This is a genomic window from Paenibacillus sinensis, assembly GCF_019904155.1.
Taxonomy (GTDB): Bacteria; Bacillota; Bacilli; order Paenibacillales; family Paenibacillaceae; genus Paenibacillus_AQ; species Paenibacillus_AQ sinensis.
In genome coordinates, this window is sequence record NZ_JAHCMB010000226.1 from 43,343 (window position 1) to 59,212 (window position 15,870).

A 15,870-nucleotide genomic window follows, 5' to 3' on the forward strand; every position below is an offset into this window, starting at 1 on the left:
CTGCGCGGCAAAAAGCCCTGATTTCCGTAAGTTGATACGGAAATCAGGGCTTGCTTGTGATCGTATCGGAGCTAGTATCGGAGCCAGTACGTTGGCCAATTTAATCTGAGGATTGGTTCTGAGAATGAAGCCGCTGCTTGCGGCTAAGGATGAGCCTGAGGCGGCACGGATAGCGACTCCGGGCGGCTAGTGACTCAGCTAGTGACTGGCCAATGGCTCCGGCCTGCCGCTCTTGCCGCTTGGCAGCCCTTAGCCTTCAGCCCTTCGCGACTCATGGCTCCCCGTTCCGGGTGCCGGGCCTTGGCGGTCGCCCGCAGCAAGCCGCTCTGCCTCGAGCCCCAGTCCTGGCTCGGCCGAAGGAGCCTGCACGGGCTCCAGCGTCCGTGCCGCCGAGTGTATCCGGGGCGGAAGCTCTTCCGCCCCCTGCCGCTTCCGGCGCGCGCCTGTCTTCAGGCCCGCGATGCCGATGAGCCCTGCCGGCTTCTCCGGCACGGTCGTGTCCTCATCCGGCTGGGGAGCCAGAATGACGCCCAGCAGATGATGCTCGCCATCATAAATGGCGCGCTGCAAATATTTGCTCTCGCCCGCCGCGTTCTGCACCTCCAGCTTGCAGAACGCGGGACTCCGGCGCAGCGCCTCATGCAGCTGCTGCGCCTCTCCGGTCAACGCCTGGCCGTTGACCTTGAGCAGCACCTCGCCGGGCAGGATGCCCAGCTCATGCGCGGGACTGCCCGGCAGCACGGCCATCACCATGAGGCCGGCATCCGGGTGCACGAAGAAGGGACTGCCCCGGCGCTCCTCCAGAGCGCCGTACCAGACCAGCCCTTCGTGCAATAGCAGAGCGGCGAGCGCCGCCGGGAGCGTGAGCGGGCTCCACCAGTCCGCGAGCAGCGCGAGACCGGTCAGGACGGCGGCATACAGCAGCAGCCGTCCCGAGACGCGGGCGCTCTTGCGGCCCGGCAGCATGCTCGTGGTCCACTCGCTGAACCCGATGACCACGGGCAGCGATATGACGCCGAGGCCGCCGCCCAGCAGGCTGTGCCAAGGCAGCGCAGCGGCATCGCCTCCGGCCGGAATCAGCAGGAACAGCGGAAGCGGCCAGAACGCTTCCAGGCGGTAGCCGCCCACAACCCGGCCGCGCTTGCCGTCCAGAAAGAGCGGCGTCGCCAGCCTCTGGCCCTGCCATCTGGCCAGAAGCGCTTCCGCCAGATGCAGGATGCCTGCCAGCACGAGCAGGGCGGGAATATCCAGCTCTCTGACCGCCATGATGGTCTCGCCCCAAAATCCGGCAGGACGGAAATCCGGCAGCCAGGAAAGTATGTATTGAAGGACCCCGAGAAGTCCGATCGTATATACGAAGCAGAAATACCGCACCCGAATCAGGAGCAGCAGCAGGCTTACCACCCAAATGCAGAGAACTCCCGGAAAGGATACCGAGACCCCGAGTGCAATAGCAGCGGCCGACACAACAAGGCCCAGAACGAGGCCGCTCCATAGCGCGCGCCATACCTCCCTGCCCGTCGCATGCAGCTTCACATGAATGAGGCTGCGCTCCTGCAGCGTCTGTCTGCGGTAGTACAGAAACATAAATAACACGGCGATATAATAAAAGGGCTGCGTCAGCAGATGCAACGCGGCATTTCCCAAGCTTGCCAGCAGATCCAGCAGATCATTCAAACCGATCGTCACGCTCCTTTGGGCTGCCGCACCTTGAAGTGCGGGTTCTTCATCTATTCTAAAGGAATCCGGAGAACAAAGACAGGCCTCCCGGTCAGAAAAAAATAGGCGCTTTCTTCCACTCTCTCCCCTCTAGCAATTCACCGGGCGAACTGCTATGTCCTTCCTCCCGCGTAAAAAAGACGGCCGCCCTTCTGCCTGTAGAAGGGTGGCCGTCTTATAAGCCGCAGGCTTGCTGCGGCCTGAACGTTATTTCGCTGATATCTCCTTGCGGATCTCTTCAATGCCCCGGTTCCGCTGATTGTCATTGACCGGGTTCTGAATCGCCTTGATCAGAGCGGTCTCCAGCGCTTCCGCCGTCTTGGCGTCAATGGAGCCGGTAACCGTCAGCTTCGACGCGCTCTGGAATTTCTTGACCGCTTCCTTGGTCGCGGCGTCGAAATATCCGTCCTTGCGGCCCGGCTTGTAGCCGAGTCCCGACAGCATGACCTGCGCGCTCTTCACATCGGAGCTGTTGTTGTTGTATTGCAGCGTCACGCTCTTGTTAATCGGCGACACCGAGAAATAATCCGACTGCGCCACGGCGATATCCGGTTTGATGCCTTTGCCGTGAATCCAGCTGCCGTTCGGCGTCAGCCACTTGGCGATTGTGATCTTCAGCAGGCTGCCGTCGCCGAGCTGCTTCTCGAAGCTCGTCTGCACCGTACCCTTGCCGAAGGAGTTCTCGCCGATCAGCTTCGCTCCCGCCGACTGCTGGAGGGCGCCCGCGAGAATCTCCGAAGCGCTGGCACTGCCCTTGTTCATGAGCACAACGACCGGATAATCCTTGCCGCTGCCCTTGGAGTCCGTCAGGTCGCGCGCTCCCGCCTTGTTCTCCACCTGAACGATCGTCTTGCCCTTCGGCACGAACTGCTCGGCGATTTCAATCACGACCGGCAGCACGCCGCCGGGATCGTTGCGGACGTCGATCACGAGTCCCTTCATGCCCTGCTTCTCCAGCTTGGACAGCTCTTCCTTGAAGCGGTCCGCCGTGTTCATCGAGAACTGCGTAATCTCGATAACGCCGACGCCTCCGCTCTCCAGCTTGGAGTACACCGTCTCCAGCTTGACGTCGTCCCGCTTGATATTGAAGGTCATCGGCTGCGACGAGCCGGACCGCTGAATAACGAGCGTTGCCGTGCTGCCCTTCGGCCCGCGGATCTTGGCGACCGCGTCGTTCAGGTCCAGTCCCTGAAGGGTTTCCCCGTTCACCGAGACGATAATGTCCTTCGCCTGAATGCCGGCCTTCTCCGCAGGCGAGCCCTTAATCGGCGACACAACGACTACCTTGCCGTTATCCGAGGCGACCTCGGCGCCGATGCCGCTGAAGGAGCCTTCAATGCTCTCTTCAAACTGCTGGGCCGTCTCCTTGGCCATATAGTTGGAATACGGATCGCCAAGCGCCTCCATCATGCCGTTCACGGCTCCGTCGATCAGCTTGCTGCGGTCCACATCCTTGTAATAATTGCCTTCGATCAGGGTGAGTGCTGTGCCCAGCTTGTTCGCTTCGCTCTGCTTCAGCCCGTCGGCCGCCGCTGCCGGCGCCGCGCTTTCTCCGATGGCTTGTCCCGTAAAGATCGTGCCGGTCGCCGCAAGCGTCAGCAGGCTGCCGCACAGGAGGGCGGCAACAATCATAATAGCCGCCGTACTCTTCTTTAACATGAAGCCTTCACCGTCCCTTCTTGTCCATCCCGCCGGTCTGTAGGTAAATCCCGCAGAGATCGGTATGACTTCCAGTATATGCCGCACGGCCCCATAATATTTATGGGGCCGTCAAATTACAGATAGTCCATCGGGTCGACCGGTGTTCCGTCGATCCGCACCTCAAAGTGCAGATGCGGACCCGTCACCCGTCCGGTCGCGCCTGATTCCGCAATGGTCTGGCCGCGTTCCACGCGGTCGCCCACGCTGACCTTGATGCCGCCTTCGCGGATATGTCCGTACAACGTCCACATGCCGCCGCCATGATCGATTACCACTGTGTAGCCATAGCCGCTCCACCATTCGGCCACGATAACCGTACCGGCTTCCGCCGCGTGGATATTCGTGCCCTGCGGCACGGCGAAGTCGACGCCGGTATGCAGCTTGCGCTCGCCCGTCACCGGATGAATCCGGTAGCCGTAAGGCGACGAAATCCGCGCCTGGCCGACGGGCAGCAGCAGCGGGCCGCTGCCGCTCGCGTAAGTGCTGCTGTTGTCGTCTCCGCCATGCTCCGCTTCATCATCGGAGGAACTGGCCACCGTCTGCGCTTCCGCCGACTTAGCGGCAGCTGCCTTGGCTGCGGCCTCCTTGGCCGCGGCTTCCTTACGGGCGGCCTCTTCCGCCGCGCGTTTGGCTGCGGCCGCTTTGGCTGCTGCCGCTCTGCGGGCCGCCTCCTCTGCCTTGATCTTGTCCTTCTGCTCTTCAAGCGCCGCACGCTGGCTTGCGAGCTGGACGAGCTTGGCGTTCTGCTCCTGAGAGATATCCTCGGCATCGTCGATCGCCTTATCGTAATAAGCGATCAGCTCCTGCTTCTCGGCTTCCTTGTCCTTCAGGACGCTGCGCTGGGATTCCAGGTCGGTATACAGCTGCTTGGCCAGCGCATACTGCCCTTCCAGCTCTTTCTTCTTGGCCGTCACAGTCGCTTCGTCCCGCTTATGCTGCTCCAGCAGATCCTGGTCCTGATCCACGATCGTCTTCAGCGAGTCGGCGCGGGTCAGAAAGTCGGAGAAGCTTGTCGAAGAGAGCAGTACATCCAGATAGGACACCGAACCGTCCGTATACATAAGACGCACCCGGGACTCGATCAGCTTCTGGCGGGATTCGACCCGTTCCTGAGCAGCGTCCAGCTCGGCCGCTGTCGTCTTCAGCGATTTCTCGGTATTGTCGATCTTGGTGGAGATCTGGGTCATTTCACCCTTCACCAGCTCGATCTGGCCGAGCACAACCTGCAGATTCTGTGTGGTCTTGTTCTTGTAGTGCTGGGCCTCCTGGCCCTGGGCAGCCGCTTTTTCCTGCTGGGCTTTGGCGTCTTTGGCACTCTGCTGCAGCGCCTTCAGCTGCTTGTCGATTTCGGTGACGCTTGTTTTGCTGGCATAACCTTCAGAGGGCTGGAACATAACAGCGGACAACAGCAGTACGGCTAATCCGGCGGCTATTTTTTTCAACTCGCGTTCCCCGTCCTTTTATTCAAAAATATCATTTCAAATGATTCCTAAACCTTCAGCGACTTGCGGATGGATACGACGCTTCCCCAAATACCGATCAGCACGCCGAGACCGACAATCAGTCCGCTCAGCAGCACCCAGATATTCTGGAAAGGAATAAGGCTCCCGCCCATCAGCGGGTCGCCCACAATCGATGAGCTTAAGCCAGAGTATCCGGCATAGAGAATGCCTACGGTAATTACTGAACCAATAAGTCCGATCAGCGCGCCTTCCACGAAGAACGGCCACCTGATAAAAGCATTGGTAGCCCCGACGAGCTTCATAATGCCGATTTCCTTGCGGCGGGCCAGAATAGTGACCCGAATCGTATTGGAAATAAGGAACATGGACATGATGGCCAGTCCCGCCACGAACACGAATCCGATGTTGCGGATGGTTTTCGTAACTTTGAACAGGGTCTCGATGGCGCCTTGTCCGTACTTCACTTTATAGATCGGCTTCTCGGGGTGGGTGTCGTTGAGCGCCTCGATCTTCTTCGCCACAAAAGGCACGGTCGTCGGCTCCACAACCTCCACCTGGAAAGCATCGTTCAGCGGGTTGTTATCTTTGTCGAAGCCCTCCAGAATGCTGTCGGCATCAGGCCCCAAATCCTTGCGCAGATTCTCCAGCCCCTGCTCCTTGGAGATGAACTCGATCTTGCTGACCTCGGGCATGCTGCCGATTTCGTTCTGCAGTGTGTCGCGGAGCGCCTGATTCGTCTCCAGCGTCAGGTGTACGGTGATCTGGACCTGGCTGTCCGCCTTGTCCGCGAGTGAATTGACATTAAGCACAAGAAGGATGAAGACACCCAGCACAAGCAGCGAAACCACAATGGAGGTGATGGATGCCACCGACATCCACCCGTTGCGGAATACGTTCCTGAAGCCTTCCCGCACATGACGCAAGAAGGTTTTAAAACTCATACCCGTATTCCCCTCTCAGCTGGTCTCTGACAATCTGCCCGTGCTCGATGGCCAGCACCCGCTTGCGCATCTTGTTGACAATATCGCGGTTATGGGTCGCCATCACGATCGTCGTGCCGCGAAAATTGATTTCGTCCAGCAGCTGCATGATCCCCCAGGACGTCTCGGGGTCCAGGTTGCCCGTAGGCTCGTCCGCCACGATAACCGACGGATTATTCACTATTGCCCGGGCGATGGCGATGCGCTGCTGCTCCCCGCCTGAGAGCTGGGAAGGCTCACGATTTGCTTTGCTGCGCAGTCCCACGAGGTCGAGCACCTCATTGACCCGCTTCTTGATCTGCTTCTTCGGCGCTTCGATAACCTCCATCGCGAAGGCGACGTTCTCGAAGGCCGTCAGCTTCGGCAGCAGCCGGAAATCCTGAAACACGACGCCGATGTTGCGGCGGACATAAGGGATTTTGCGCGGCTTCAGCTTGCCGATATTGAATCCGCCCACGGAGATTTGCCCCTTGGTCGGCGTTTCCTCTCTATAGATCAATTTCATGAACGTCGATTTGCCCGCTCCGGACGGACCGACGATATATACGAACTCGTTGCGGTCGATTTTGACCGATACTCCTTGAAGGGCGTGAGTCCCGTTAGGGTACGTCTTCCATATATCCTGCATTTCGATCATCTGATCACTTCCCGGTTCTGACATTATCCGCCGCGACCTGCGACAATATTTCCAGCGGATTTCCATAAACAGCAATAATTCCGCAACGTATCTATTGTAACAAATCCGTAACTGCTTGAGTACCCGAAAGTTTTATGAAGGAGTTTATGGAGGGGCGCATATGCTTGTAGAGGGTTGATCCGCCTTTCACTACCCTTTATCGGCAGAACGGAACAAATGTGTAACCCTTATGGAGAGCTTGCCGCGGCGGAGTGCGGATTGGATCATCCTTTTTTTGTACAGAGGCAAGGGGGATGTCGATGAGAAAAGTGCATGCCGTTCTTATAATTGCGGGCGGTCTTCTTCTAGCGGTTGCGCTGGCCTACGGAGGAGTGGCGCTGTATGCGGGGCAGTCGACCGTCCCTAAAGGGACCCTGCTCGCCGGGTGGGACATCGGGGGAAAGAACATCGCGGCTGCGTGGACGGAGCTTGACCAAAAGCTCGCCGGGCTGGGGGCGATTCCGCTCACTCTGCGGGTCGGCGATACGAAGGGATTGAAGCTCACGTTGAAAGAGGCAGGAGTCACGTATCAGGCGAAGTCGTTTCTGAATGAATTGGACCGGTTGTCGGAAGGCGGGATATGGGAGCGCGCCAAAGCCCGTTATTCGTTTGAAAAAAACTGGGCGCTGACGGCCGCATGGACGGACACGGCGCTGAGGAGCAGGCTGAATGCGGACTGGGAGAGCTCAACGTTCGGTGACCCGGTTGACGCCACCCGCCGGATTACGGAGTATGACCAGATTGTATATACACCGGGCCGGACTTCGCTCCGGATCGATTGGACCCATGCCGGGCTTACACTCCGGGCCGTCATTCCAAAGGATTTCACTCAGCTGGATGCGCTGAAAACTACCGGACTAACCGCAGAGCTGCCGCTGCGCACGGTACAGCCGGACGTGACGCTGCAGTCGCTGAAGGAACAGGGAGTCGCGCGAAAAATTATGGAGTTCAGCACTTCGCTCGGTGCAAGCGGACCGGGACGAAGCTACAACGTGGAATCGGCCGCCAAGGCGGTGAACGATACGCTTCTTCCGCCCGGCGCCGTCTTTGACTATGACAAGGCGATCGAGAAGGCGGAGAACGAGTACGGCTTCCGGGAAGCGCCCGTGATCGTGAACGGCACGCTCCAGCCGGGCGTCGGGGGTGGCATCTGCCAGGTGTCCAGCACGCTGTACAATGCGGCGCTGCGCACGGGCATGGAAATTGTGGAGCGCCGCAACCATTCCCTCCCGGTCAACTATTTGCCCAAGGGCCAGGACGCCACGTTCTCGCGCGGGTCCATTAACTTCCGGTTCCGCAACACAACCGGACATTATCTGCTCATCAGGGCCGCCGTCAGCGGGCGCTCGCTTACCGTCAAGCTGTTCGGGACCTTTCCATCCAATGTGTCGTATTCGGTGGAATCGCGAACCGTGGAGATTCTGGCTCCGGGCCGCCGGACGGTGACCGACTCTTCTCTCCCTCCCGGTGCGTCGCGGACGCTGCGGAAGGGCCGGGCCGGCTATATCGTTGAGACCTACCAGACCAAATTCGTAGGAGGCGAAGCGGTGGAGCGCATCCGGGTGTCCCGGGATACCTATCAACCGAAGCAGGCCCTCGTCGCCGTAGGTCCGGGAGGAGCTGACTCTTCCGGTGCGCAGAACAGCGAGCGTCCGCTGGTGGAGGACGGTATCCGGAGCAGCGAATGAGGGGCGGATGCCGTTTCTGGAAGGAATGCCTGCCTCCTGCCGGCGTTCCTGGGTTTCGGAAGATTTAAAGCGGCGTTTACGGACGGGGCGGGCGGATTTTACAATGAGAGGCTATACTTGTTGGGTGATCCAGGCATTTCAATTCACTATTTAATGAAAGGATGAACCAGCATGACAATCGCCCAAGCCGTCTCCCTCCCACGCGGAGTTACAACCCTGCTCAGACCGGCACCTGTGCTTCGGGAGCAGCAGACATGCCGCGAGGCCATCCGTTTGATGTTCGAGCATCCCCGGTCCAAATGCCTTGTCATTTGCGACGAGAGCGACCGCCCTGTCGGCCTCTTGATGAGCGAGCCGTTCTTTCTGCGGGCAACCGGCCGGAGCGGAGCCGATTCGTTCTACCGCGAATCCGCACTTGAACAAGCGCAGACTCATCTGCTTACGGCAGACATCGAGTCCGATCCGTCCGAGATTCTGGCCCGGCTGCTGGAGCGCCATCCCGCGCAGCAGAATGACTCCATCATCATCACCCGAAACGGCAAGCTGGCCGGCACCGTCAACCCCGCCGATCTGAGAGCCCTTCTGGGCTAATTCCCGCTTTCTCCCCCCTTTCTTAGAACAAGGTATCCGGGGACATATCGATTCTCCAATACCCGTTTACCTTCTTCAGCTTAACGGTGACCTTCTCCGCATCCTGCACATTATCGGGATACGGCACCGTCAACTCAAAAACCGCAGTCAAGGCATCCTTCGATACCATTCGGGCTTTGGCGTCCTCGAACAGCAGCAGATTGCCGAGATCGCCGTTGACCTGCGACATCCTTCCGTTCTTCTCGTAAAATTGCGTCTGGGCGTAGTACGCGGCAGCATTGTGCGTATACGCCTGTTTTACGTAATGCATCAGCTTCTGCTTCGTTCCAATGTCCGCGGAGATATAACGGTATTCCATTTCTTTATAATTAAAAGTCTCCAGCCTGGCCAGCGAGCCGCCCCGGCTGGTATAGAAATAAATTTCCCGCGCTTTGACGATAAGCGGAATGATTGTGGCCGGCGTCAGATTGTTGATCATTGACGGATTGATCGCCGCACCCGTCGCAGTCGCGGCCGCGGTCGCATTGGCGGATATTGTGCCTGTCGCTCCCGTAGTCGCCGATGCCGCAAATGCGCCTCCCGCCGCCGGCGTTAATCCAAGGGTGAGGGCCAGCAATCCCGGCAGCCATTTGGTGTTGTTCATTAGTACGTTCCTCCTCGCAGTATGAGTGATGTAACAAGCCTTTCGATAAAACAGCCCACAAACTATCAATACCCGCCGGATGCCCGGGTGAAAACGCTTCTATCTTCTGTATAGAACCCAACTAAGAAACAGTCAATGTCATTACAATCGCCAAATCGGGTAAAGAATAGTAGAAACGCGAACACAAAGGCATCTTTCATGCTGGTGAAAAACAATTTTGCAGCGTTTGTGATTGCGTACAATAATCTATTATTCTGGAGGATTAAACAACCGGCCGTCATGGACCCGAAGATCAGGTCCATGACGGCCGATTCATTTGTAATCATCTATGATGACAGCTGGCTTCAATGCCAGCGGATGCGCCGCGAGTCAACTGAATATGAGGCTGTCACAAGAGGCTGTCACAAAGTCTGGCTGCTTCGAACCTGGAATTGCGGCAAGAAGCCGGCGTTCTGCTCCAGAAGATCATTCAACAGCGCCTTGGCTGTCTGTTCATCGCCCACCAAGGGATGAATGGTCAGCGCCTGCAAAGCGGCGGCATAATCCCCGTGGACAGCCGCCTCTACGGTAAGCTCTTCGTAGGCCTTCACCACTTGCAGCAATCCTCTAATCTGCGGAGGCAGCGGATGGCTGAGCGACAAGGCATGCGGACCGTCGGACTTGATGACACAGTTAACCTCAATAGCCACATCGTCGGGAAGACAAGGGATAATGCCCTGGTTGCGCACGTTGACAGTCTGAATATCGCCGGTATCGTTATAGATGGATTTCATCAATTGCACAGCCGCTTCGGAATAATAGGCCCCTCCGCGTTTCTCCAATTGAGGCGGCTTCGAAGTCAGCGCCGGCTGCTTGTATAGTTCGAATAGCTCTGCCTCCACTTCCTTCACTTCATCCGCCCGGGTCTTGCCTGTAGCTTCATAATGCTCCGTGATTTCGCGCAGCATCTCTTCCTTCATATAATAATAACGATGGTAGGCGCAGGGCAATGCGCCCAGCGATTGAATAAATTCCGCATCCCATTCCAAATCGGGGATGTTAGCCATGGATATTCCTTTGGCGCCGGATAGCTTGTCGAGAAAATCGCCGGTCATTTCCTTTCCGTCGATCATAACCCGGGTGGTCCAGTGCAAATGATTGATTCCAACGATCTCAATGTACATTTCCGTCTGCGGCACACCGTAGAGTTCAGCAATTTGCATCTTGGTGCTGATGGGCAGATTGCAGAGCCCGACGGATTTCACGCGAGAGTACTTGGAGACGGCCTCGGTAACCAGTCCGGCCGGATTGGTAAAATTAATCATGAACGCATCCGGAGCCAGTTCCTCGATATCCTTGCAAATGTCCAGAATGACGGGGATCGTGCGCAGCGCTTTGGCGAAGCCGCCGGCTCCGGTCGTTTCCTGGCCAATCAAATGATGGGCGAGCGGAATCTTCTCGTCTCTTGAGCGCGCATCCAGCATTCCGACACGAATCTGGGTCGTTACAAAATCAGCGCCGCGGATCGCCTCCCGGCGGTCCAGCGTCAAATGCAGCTTGATCGGCTTGCCGCTTGCATCGATCATCCGCTGGGCAAGATCGCCCACAACCTTCAGTTTCTCAGCCCCTGCTTCAATGTCCACCAGATACAGGTCGGCGACCGGAAACACATCATGATAACGTATCAAACCGTCGATAAGCTCCGGCGTATAGGAAGACCCTCCTCCGATTACGGCTATTTTCAATTGTCTCTTCTTCATTTGCGATCTCCTCCGTATCTCTCGAAATTCCGGATCATTTGCTCCGTTACCGGGATATCAACATGGTCCATTGCCAGCATTACCGCCCCGAATACGGGAGCCATTTCAGGAATAACAAGCGTACTAGTCGGGGCCTCCGCCTTTACTTCCTTGCTTAATGCCTCCAGCAGCAGTGAATTTCTGCCCGACTGGAGAATGCTGCCCGTTAAGACTATCGGCACTACTTCGCCCTTGAATCCGCCAAGTTTACGGATAACGGTCGCCGCCGACAGCCCAAGCTCTCTTCCCATCTCCACGAGAAGCTCGCGGGATAGCCAGTCGCCGGACTCGGACGCCTCATGAACAATCAGCGACAGCTCAAGCGGCGCTGTCTGCCTGTCTTCGTCGAGAAACTGGTTGAACATAGCTTCGAAGCTCCCAAAACCGAGCGCCAGGGGGATTCGTTCCACCAGGATGCTATAAGGCTCTCTTCCCTCCCAGGAGCGAACCGCTCTGCCCAATGCCTGTGCGGCCAAATAATAACCGCCCGCCCGGTCGCCGAACAGAAGATCGAACCCTCCGACCTGGATAACGGTTCCTTGCCGGTTGCGGCCTGCCGCGTTGGTACTGCTTCCGCACACCAGCACAACACCGACATTATCCGGGCTTCCGATACGCAATCCCTCCATCGTATCGCAGACCACATTCCATTTGCGCAAAGACAACTGCCGGTCAATTTCCGGAGAGAGCTTCTCCAGATCAACAGGACGGTCCGCGCCCGCAAGGCCGAATTGCACAACATCCAAATCATCCTCGGCAATGCCGGCTTGCACAAGGGCGTCCATCAGCGCACTTCTAATATTGGCCACCGCGGCGGCGGCTCCAATCATTTGATGATTGCCGCAGCCCGACCGGCCGGACCCCAGAACGGTTCCTTGCTCATCGGCAACGATGACGAGCGTCTTGCTCCCTCCGCCGTCCACACCTGCAATATACATGGTTTCAACTCCTGTTAACAAAGCTCCCTATCGTTTCTTCCTGACTCATCCATTGTCACGGATACCATAAACTTTGTCGCAATAAACTCCCAAATCCGGTCGACCTTGCTGAAAGGGCCATATTACCCATAAAATATAACAGTAAACCAACTATTTAGGATAGTATATAGGCTTTCCTCAAGTTATAGTTGTATTTTTTGGAAATACAAACCGTAATTTTTTTGTTTACTCCTCTGTCAAACCCGGTTTATCCGGTTCTTTTTCCATGATATAATATAACAAATTCGGTAACGGAGGAACTTTGTAATGACAAAAAGAACAACTAATTCCCTATATTTTAATATTAAAGAACAATTGCTAAAACAGATTCAATCCGGCGTTTACGCAGTCGGTGAGAAGCTTCCGACCGAAGCCGATCTCTGCAAAATTTTCTCCGCCAGCCGCACAACGATCCGCCTCGCGCTCAGCGAGCTTGAGGTTCAAGATATTCTGGAGCGACATCAAGGAAAGGGCACGTTCGTTAAACGCAAGGAGCTTCACCTGGTGCAGACACGAAGCTTTGCGGAGGACGTGCTGATGAGCGGCAAAGAACCCACTGGCAAAGTGATTGAATCCAAAGTAATCCCTGCCGAAATACCGTTGAACGAATTTTTGCAGGTCCCGCTAAAGGCTCCAATTAATGAGCTGCTGCGGGTGCGATACGCCGACAACGAGCCGCTTCTCTATGAGACCACCTATATCCCGTGGAATCTCGCTCCCGGTCTGGCCAGCGAATATACCGACGGCTCTTTGTTCGCCTTTCTGGAGACCCGGTACAATTTGAAAGCCCATCGGTCCGTGGAGCAGTTGAAGCCGGTTCTTGCGGACAAGACGGCGAGTAAGCTGCTCGGCGTCAAGGAGGGCTCTCCTTGCCTTCAGGTCAAGACCTTCACTTATTTGACGGACAACACCCCGCTTGAATACAGCTTCGGCGTATTCCGCGGAGATTTTCCAAGTTATACGATTGAACGGCATTTCTAAAAAGGGACGATAGTCGAGGCGTAGTTTCGCCGATCAACTTCGGAGCTTAAAAAAGAGGGGGCGTGCCGAATGCATGCCCCCGGCTCATGATAGCGGAGAGGAGGATGAATATCCTCCTCTCTTCGCTTATTCTTTGATAATCTCGAAATACCGGCCCATCCAATATGGCAGTGTGAAGACCGAGCCGGCTTCTATGTTGCCCGACTTGTAATTATAGCTTGGGTTCGCGCCTGTGGTCTGATTGTCGCTCTCGAACGGATTTGAGTTATTTTTAATAATGCGTCTCTCATCAGGGGCAAGAGCGTAATTGGTCTGCTTGTAATCATCACGGTCGCCAGGCTCGATATAGAATACGTCCTGCCGATTCCACTGAACCGGGAACTGGATCTGATATTCGGGGAACCGGTACAGGAACCGGACCGCCGACTCCAAATCGACATCCGTCTTGTCCGGATGCGCCAGTTGATACAGGAAGGTGTAGAACGGATTCTCTTCCCTGACTTCGTTGGAATACCATTGATCGTAAGCTTCGACAATCTGGGCGTGCTTGCTCTCGTCCTCTTCCAGTGTAATCAGCACAAACACCGGGAACCAGCCTAACTCTTCATCCGAGTAATTAATATATTGGGTCCAGTCATTATGCAGCGTCGCATTGGTATTGGTGCTGTCGCCCACATTGGCTTCCGTTACCACTTGATTATCGTTGTCGTCATAAGCATTGGTCGCCTGACGTACCAGCCTCCGCTCAATATATTCCTTGGCCATATCCATATAACCTTTTCCGTTCACGTAAGGCTCGTCCTTGCTATAGCTTCCATTGTAAGCTTGTTCATACGCCAAATCGTATTTTACCGAATCGGCCGGATAGCTCTTGGCGGTAATATAGCTGGCGACCTTGAGCGCGGACATCACTTCCAGCGCATTAAGCGGACCGTCTTCATAGCCGTAGGACAGGGCATCGTCGCCGTTCTCATCTACGCCGACATTGGACTGCCATGAAACCTGCTGCTCCATCGTGCCCAAGCTGTCATTGAAATATTTGGAGAACCATCTGGACCACTGCGTCGATTTGCCTGTGGCATCTTCGATGTAGTAGTGGTCATCTTTGAGTATCAGCTCCGTCATACGGTGAGTCGTCTCTTCGATCAGAGACTTCAGCTCCAGCAGCTCGGGATCTGTGCTGTCGCCTATCAAATACTTGTAAGCCGTATAGAACATGGCGTAATGGCCGTCTACTTCATCCGACGAGGTATCTGCCTTGTACACAATCTGATTCATGTCGATGTGGCCGTTCACAATTGCGCTGGCCGGGAACAAATCGTTAAAGAATTCCGGTATCTGCTCATACACAGGAGCTGTCAGCTGGAACAAAGGCTTATTGCTTTCCCCTGTCGTCTTGTCTTCCTTCGCATCTTTGTTGTTCGTAGCCGCCGTGATAACGGGCAGCACCTGATATACCGCACCGGTTACCGATGTCGCCACTTTGGTCTTGATGTCCGTTCCCAGCTTTTGTCCTTCAGGCCGTGTCTTGTTAAGCTCATCGATCGCTTCTTGGCTGAGTCCAAGCCCGTTGTAGTTCATTACATCCGTTCCGCCGCTCGGGAACAGTGTGGAACCCTTCTTGCTCTCCGCATCCTTGGTCACCCGGACCATTGAATAACCGATCGGCTCTACGCCGTCATCACGCTGCATACTCGGAATAATGCCATTGGGATTGACCATGCCCGGTCCAACGAAATTTTGGAACCAAAAGCCGTTCTGTGACTGGTAGCCGTACACCGAGTTGCCCACGGTGGCCGCCCCGGCTTCGCTGGTCAGCATATAAGAACGGGCCGGAAAGCCATTGCCGCGGCCGGACACATAGTCAAGCAGCAGGACGGCCTTGGTTGCTCTGAGCGCCGCCGCTTTCGCTTCGGCGATTTCTGCCACCTGATCCGCTGCCGGGCTTGCGCCGTATTCTTCCTGCAAGGCTTTGTACCGGAACACTTCACCCATGGCATACATCGTTGTCCACAGGCCGTCGTTATCGCTCGTTGAAGGGGTCGAAGTGAACTTCCCCGTCGGAGAATTGTAGTTCACCGCATCAAACGAGCTATCCGTTTCGGTAAAGGTGAAGTTGGTGTCGTGGACCATGCCGCGCCGGTCAAGAATCGACTGTACCAAATCCTCATAGACAAACGATTTCTCATGCAGCGTTTTTTCCGGCATGGCAATATGGGTCACACCGCTTGCCGTGCGCGCCCAGATGCCTCCCTCGCCATCGCTGGCAAGAGCAGTCACGTTGTCATCTCCACCATAGAGATACCTTGGACCCGCCATATACTGCACAATATCCTTGGTGTCCTCCGCACTGAAATCGACCCGTTGCAGCCCGTTCTCTGTCCCAATCCAATAGACTCCGTCTTCGTCCAGAACCACGCTTGTAACATCACCGAGCACCGAGAGCGGCAGAAATTTCAAGACGCTGGTATCCGTAGTCCACTCGATGCTGCTCGGGATGGAGGCGGACCCTGTCTTGTAATACGTCACTTCCTTGGTCTGTACGGCCTTGAGTTGAACAGCAGAGTATTGGGCGCCAGGCAGCTTAGCCGCCCAGGCAGGTGCTGTCGGCAGTACGAACAGCATAGCGGCCATCATAGCGCCTGTTATCAGCTTGCCGTGTTTCTTCATCAT

Annotated in this window: 12 protein-coding genes; 3 read left to right on the top strand and 9 right to left on the bottom strand. The window is 56.2% G+C overall.

Annotated features, from left to right (window positions below; genetic code table 11):
• Positions 1 to 249 precede the first annotated feature (249 nt).
• The 5 genes from KIH86_RS27070 to ftsE all read right to left on the bottom strand — a co-directional run bounded on the left by KIH86_RS27070 (position 250) and on the right by ftsE (position 6,500).
• Positions 250 to 1,689, bottom strand: a complete 1,440-nt coding sequence (locus KIH86_RS27070; RefSeq protein ID WP_235775627.1) for a PDZ domain-containing protein — start codon at positions 1,687 to 1,689, stop codon at positions 250 to 252.
• Positions 1,690 to 1,926: 237 nt separating this feature from the next.
• Positions 1,927 to 3,378, bottom strand: coding sequence for a S41 family peptidase (locus KIH86_RS27075; RefSeq protein WP_223081189.1), 1,452 nt, complete (start codon positions 3,376 to 3,378; stop codon positions 1,927 to 1,929).
• A gap of 116 nt (positions 3,379 to 3,494) precedes the next feature.
• On the bottom strand, positions 3,495 to 4,862 hold the full coding sequence (locus KIH86_RS27080; protein ID WP_223081190.1) for a murein hydrolase activator EnvC family protein: 1,368 nt from the start codon (positions 4,860 to 4,862) through the stop codon (positions 3,495 to 3,497).
• A gap of 47 nt (positions 4,863 to 4,909) precedes the next feature.
• A complete protein-coding gene (gene ftsX / locus KIH86_RS27085) occupies positions 4,910 to 5,824 on the bottom strand; it encodes a permease-like cell division protein FtsX (protein WP_223081191.1) in 915 nt (304 codons plus the stop codon).
• Entirely contained in the window at positions 5,814 to 6,500 is a 687-nt protein-coding gene (gene ftsE / locus KIH86_RS27090; protein ID WP_223081192.1) for a cell division ATP-binding protein FtsE, read from the bottom strand. Before ftsE ends, ftsX begins: the two co-directional genes overlap by 11 nt.
• 299 nt (positions 6,501 to 6,799) lie before the next feature.
• On the opposite strand from ftsE, the gene KIH86_RS27095 reads away from it, so the two are divergent.
• Together KIH86_RS27095 and KIH86_RS27100 are read left to right on the top strand one after the other, a co-directional pair.
• The gene (locus KIH86_RS27095; RefSeq protein ID WP_223081193.1) at positions 6,800 to 8,227 is read left to right on the top strand and encodes a VanW family protein; all 1,428 of its coding nucleotides are present in this window, start codon (positions 6,800 to 6,802) and stop codon (positions 8,225 to 8,227) included.
• 171 nt (positions 8,228 to 8,398) lie between these two features.
• The gene (locus KIH86_RS27100; protein ID WP_223081194.1) at positions 8,399 to 8,818 is read left to right on the top strand and encodes a CBS domain-containing protein; all 420 of its coding nucleotides are present in this window, start codon (positions 8,399 to 8,401) and stop codon (positions 8,816 to 8,818) included.
• Between the two features lie 22 nt (positions 8,819 to 8,840).
• Here KIH86_RS27100 and KIH86_RS27105 read toward each other — a convergent pair whose 3' ends face one another.
• From KIH86_RS27105 to KIH86_RS27115, 3 genes are all read right to left on the bottom strand, one after another.
• Positions 8,841 to 9,461, bottom strand: a complete 621-nt coding sequence (locus KIH86_RS27105) for a DL-endopeptidase inhibitor IseA family protein (protein ID WP_223081195.1) — start codon at positions 9,459 to 9,461, stop codon at positions 8,841 to 8,843.
• 401 nt (positions 9,462 to 9,862) lie between these two features.
• Positions 9,863 to 11,200 (bottom strand): 6-phospho-beta-glucosidase, encoded by a 1,338-nt coding sequence (locus KIH86_RS27110; protein WP_223081196.1) that lies wholly within the window; start codon positions 11,198 to 11,200, stop codon positions 9,863 to 9,865.
• A complete protein-coding gene (locus tag KIH86_RS27115; protein WP_223081197.1) occupies positions 11,197 to 12,177 on the bottom strand; it encodes an N-acetylglucosamine kinase in 981 nt (326 codons plus the stop codon). Before KIH86_RS27115 ends, KIH86_RS27110 begins: the two co-directional genes overlap by 4 nt.
• Before the next feature lie 306 nt (positions 12,178 to 12,483).
• Here KIH86_RS27115 and KIH86_RS27120 point away from each other — a divergent pair, with 306 nt between their 5' ends.
• Positions 12,484 to 13,197 (top strand): GntR family transcriptional regulator, encoded by a 714-nt coding sequence (locus KIH86_RS27120; protein ID WP_223081198.1) that lies wholly within the window; start codon positions 12,484 to 12,486, stop codon positions 13,195 to 13,197.
• 126 nt (positions 13,198 to 13,323) lie between these two features.
• Here the strand turns inward: KIH86_RS27120 and KIH86_RS27125 are convergent, their stop codons facing one another.
• Positions 13,324 to 15,867, bottom strand: a complete 2,544-nt coding sequence (locus tag KIH86_RS27125; RefSeq protein WP_223110764.1) for a hypothetical protein — start codon at positions 15,865 to 15,867, stop codon at positions 13,324 to 13,326.
• Positions 15,868 to 15,870 lie beyond the last annotated feature (3 nt).

Excerpts from the sequence above, each read along its gene's own strand:
- KIH86_RS27075 (WP_223081189.1), bottom strand. The coding sequence starts at position 3,378 with ATGTTAAAGAAGAGTACGGCGGCTATTATGATTGTTGCCGCCCTCCTG.
- ftsX (WP_223081191.1), bottom strand. The coding sequence starts at position 5,824 with ATGAGTTTTAAAACCTTCTTGCGTCATGTGCGGGAAGGCTTCAGGAAC.
- ftsE (WP_223081192.1), bottom strand. The coding sequence starts at position 6,500 with ATGATCGAAATGCAGGATATATGGAAGACGTACCCTAACGGGACTCAC.
- KIH86_RS27095 (WP_223081193.1), top strand. The coding sequence starts at position 6,800 with ATGAGAAAAGTGCATGCCGTTCTTATAATTGCGGGCGGTCTTCTTCTA.
- KIH86_RS27100 (WP_223081194.1), top strand. The coding sequence starts at position 8,399 with ATGACAATCGCCCAAGCCGTCTCCCTCCCACGCGGAGTTACAACCCTG.
- KIH86_RS27105 (WP_223081195.1), bottom strand. The coding sequence starts at position 9,461 with ATGAACAACACCAAATGGCTGCCGGGATTGCTGGCCCTCACCCTTGGA.
- KIH86_RS27110 (WP_223081196.1), bottom strand. The coding sequence starts at position 11,200 with ATGAAGAAGAGACAATTGAAAATAGCCGTAATCGGAGGAGGGTCTTCC.
- KIH86_RS27115 (WP_223081197.1), bottom strand. The coding sequence starts at position 12,177 with ATGTATATTGCAGGTGTGGACGGCGGAGGGAGCAAGACGCTCGTCATC.
- KIH86_RS27120 (WP_223081198.1), top strand. The coding sequence starts at position 12,484 with ATGACAAAAAGAACAACTAATTCCCTATATTTTAATATTAAAGAACAA.
- KIH86_RS27125 (WP_223110764.1), bottom strand. The coding sequence starts at position 15,867 with ATGAAGAAACACGGCAAGCTGATAACAGGCGCTATGATGGCCGCTATG.